This is a genomic window from uncultured Megasphaera sp., assembly GCF_958350005.1.
GTDB lineage: Bacteria > Bacillota > Negativicutes > Veillonellales > Megasphaeraceae > Megasphaera.
This window is the reverse complement of the sequence record NZ_CATWFF010000229.1, coordinates 1-2820: the sequence shown is the minus strand read 5'-3', so window position 1 is coordinate 2820 and position 2820 is coordinate 1. Positions and strand designations below refer to the sequence as shown.

The window sequence follows — 2820 nt, the reverse complement described above, 5'->3', positions numbered from 1 at the left end:
GCCTATAGCTCAGCTGGTTAGAGCGCACGCCTGATAAGCGTGAGGTCGGTGGTTCAAGTCCACCTAGGCCCACCAGATGAACCATCGTTTGGAAGCAATTCCGGAACGATGGTTTTTTTCGTATTTCAGTGCAGATGCCATACTTCTATGATATAATAACACGAAAGTGGAGAGATATAAGAAAGGATGACGACTATGACAGAAAGCGAGCAGCAGCTGGAGCTGCTGGCCCAGTCCGTAGCTTCTGCAAGACGGCAGGCAGGCTGCAGGGATGCCGCTGCTGTGCCGGCGCCTCCGGCGACGGAGATACTGCCGGCTATGGGCGGTGAAGTGCAGCATGACGAGTGTCTGGTCAGTATGCTGGCCAGCGGCAGCAAAGGAAATGCCGCGTTTATACGCTGTGCCGGCACGAATATTTTGATTGACGCCGGCATCAGCTGCCGCCGCATTGCCCAGGGACTGCAGCAATACGGCTGTACGCTGCGTGACCTGGATGCCCTGTTTATTACGCATGAACACACGGACCATGTCAATGGCCTGGCAACGCTCCTGAAGCGGACAGATATGCCCGTATATACGACGCAGGAAACATGGAGCCATATTGGCCGCAGTGTCGATGACTACCAGAACCGGTTTGTCCCGCTGACGCGGCGGGTGCGGGTAGGCGGAATACAGGTCGTGCCTTTTTCCATTTCCCATGATGCGGCCCGGCCTGTAGGCTATACGGTGTATCATGGCAATACGAAGATTACGCTGGCCACGGATCTGGGCTGTCTCAGTCCGGAAGTGGAACAGGCGGCAGCGTACGCAGATATTTTAATTCTGGAAGCGAATCACGACGAAGAAATGCTCAAAAACGGCCCATACCCGTATGCACTGCAGCAGCGAATTCTCGGGCCATGGGGCCACCTGTCCAACCGGACGGCTGCAGAATTTCTGGCCAGCCTGCCCATGACGCGGCGTATGCACGTCCTGCTGGCTCACCGTAGTGAAAAGAACAATACGCCTTTTCTTTCCCTGCATACTGTCCGGCAGGTGCTGGCTCAGAAAGGCCGTGTTGTAGGAGAAGATATTCTGCTGCGCCTGGCCTGTCAGCGCGGACGAGTTCGATTTCAGCAAGGAGGTACTGAACTATGCAGCGAAACCATATCATTACAGCAGCCGTAGCGGCTGTTCTCATCATTGCCGGTGCCGTCGGGGGATATAAGTTTCACGACTCTTTTTTTACCAGTCCCTCTGGCGGCACGACCTATCAGGGAACGACGAATCCCCTGAATGAGCCGGCCAAGTCGTCGGCGCCCTTGTCAGATGCACGGAATACCTTTGTCGTGCAGGCAGCCAAAAAAGTATCGCCTGCTGTCGTCGGCATTACGACCAAAGTCTATGACCGGGATATATTTAACCGCCAGGTTCTTGTCGGCGAAGGTGTCGGCTCAGGCATTATTTTTGACAAGGCCGGATATATTGTGACCAACAACCACGTTGTGGGCAATAACAAGACAGTCATCGTATCTCTTGCCGATGGTCAGAGTACAGAAGGCACCGTCGTCGGCCGCGATGAACGGACCGATTTGGCTGTAGTCAAGATTACGGTCGATAATTTGCCTGTCGCCGAATTTGGTGACAGTGATTCCCTGCAGGTTGGGGAACCGGCCATTGCCATTGGCAATCCTCTGGGCCTGGAATTCCAGGGAACCGTTACGGTCGGCGTCATCAGTTCCATGAATCGGACTATTGGCGCAGAAGGGCAGAGCATGAAGCTCATTCAGACTGATGCGGCCATTAATCCCGGCAACAGCGGCGGCGCTCTCGTCAATGCCGACGGCAAGGTCATCGGCATTAACAGTGCGAAAATTTCCAAAGAAGGCGTAGAAGGCCTGGGATTTGCCATTCCCGTCAATGCGGCCCGGCCTATTCTGCAGTCCCTGATTCAGAACGGCAAAGTCGTCCGTCCTTATCTTGGCCTGTATGGACTGGATAAGCAGATGGCCGCCCGGTTTGGCATGAAACTGAATATTGACGGTATTTATGTATATAAAGTAGTCGCCGGCGGACCGCTCGATGCGGCAGGTATCGGTCATGGCGATGTCATTCTGAAAATCGGCGACACAGAAGTGAAAGATTTTGCTTCCCTCCAGCAGGCTATGGATGCCCACCAGGTCGGCGATTCTGTCGTTATTACCTACACCACCGACGGCAGCGACCAGAAGACAGCGACTGTTGTGCTGCAGGAAAGTCCTCAGAGTGATGAATCATGAAATACCACATCATATCCATAGGCAAGATTAAAGAAAAATATCTGACTGCCGGTATGGACGAGTTTTTAAAGCGTCTCCGTCCCTATGGACAAGTGGAGATAACGGCGCTGCCGGAAGAAAAAATGCCTGATTCTCCTTCAGACGCACAGAAGCGTCAGGTTCTGGACAAAGAAGGTGAAAAGATGCTGGGGCGCGTGCGGGACGGTTCGTATCTGATTGCACTGGATGTACAGGGCGATCTTGCGTCATCGGAAAAAATAGCCGCAGCCATTGCCGACCTGGCCCTCCATGGCTGCCGGGAAATTTCCTTCATTATTGGCGGCCCCTTCGGCCTGGCTGACTGCGTGCGCAGACGGGCAGATTGGTGCATCTCCTTTGGCCGCATTACCCTGACGCATCAGATGATACGGCTGCTGCTGCTGGAGCAGCTCTATCGGGCGATTAAGATCAATCGTCACGAACCGTATCATTGGTAAAAAGATTACAATCGGCAGCAGGAATTTTGGCGGGAATGTGTAATACTTATAATATGAGGATTATACATTCCCGCTATTATATATTC

General features: G+C 53.3%; 3 protein-coding genes. All 3 read left to right on the top strand.

All coding sequences use genetic code 11. The features are described 5' to 3' along the window. The first annotated feature begins 195 nt into the window (after positions 1-195). Genes Q3886_RS09840 through rlmH form a run of 3 tightly spaced genes read left to right on the top strand, consistent with a single transcriptional unit; the run spans position 196 to position 2734 of the window. Positions 196-1167, top strand: coding sequence for an MBL fold metallo-hydrolase (locus tag Q3886_RS09840; protein WP_301861291.1), 972 nt, complete (start codon positions 196-198; stop codon positions 1165-1167). Then, on the top strand, positions 1134-2258 hold the full coding sequence (locus Q3886_RS09835) for a S1C family serine protease (protein WP_301861290.1): 1125 nt from the start codon (positions 1134-1136) through the stop codon (positions 2256-2258). Before Q3886_RS09840 ends, Q3886_RS09835 begins: the two co-directional genes overlap by 34 nt. Continuing rightward, on the top strand, positions 2255-2734 hold the full coding sequence (gene rlmH / locus Q3886_RS09830) for a 23S rRNA (pseudouridine(1915)-N(3))-methyltransferase RlmH (protein WP_301861289.1): 480 nt from the start codon (positions 2255-2257) through the stop codon (positions 2732-2734). The genes Q3886_RS09835 and rlmH overlap by 4 nt, the downstream gene beginning before the upstream one ends. Positions 2735-2820 lie beyond the last annotated feature (86 nt).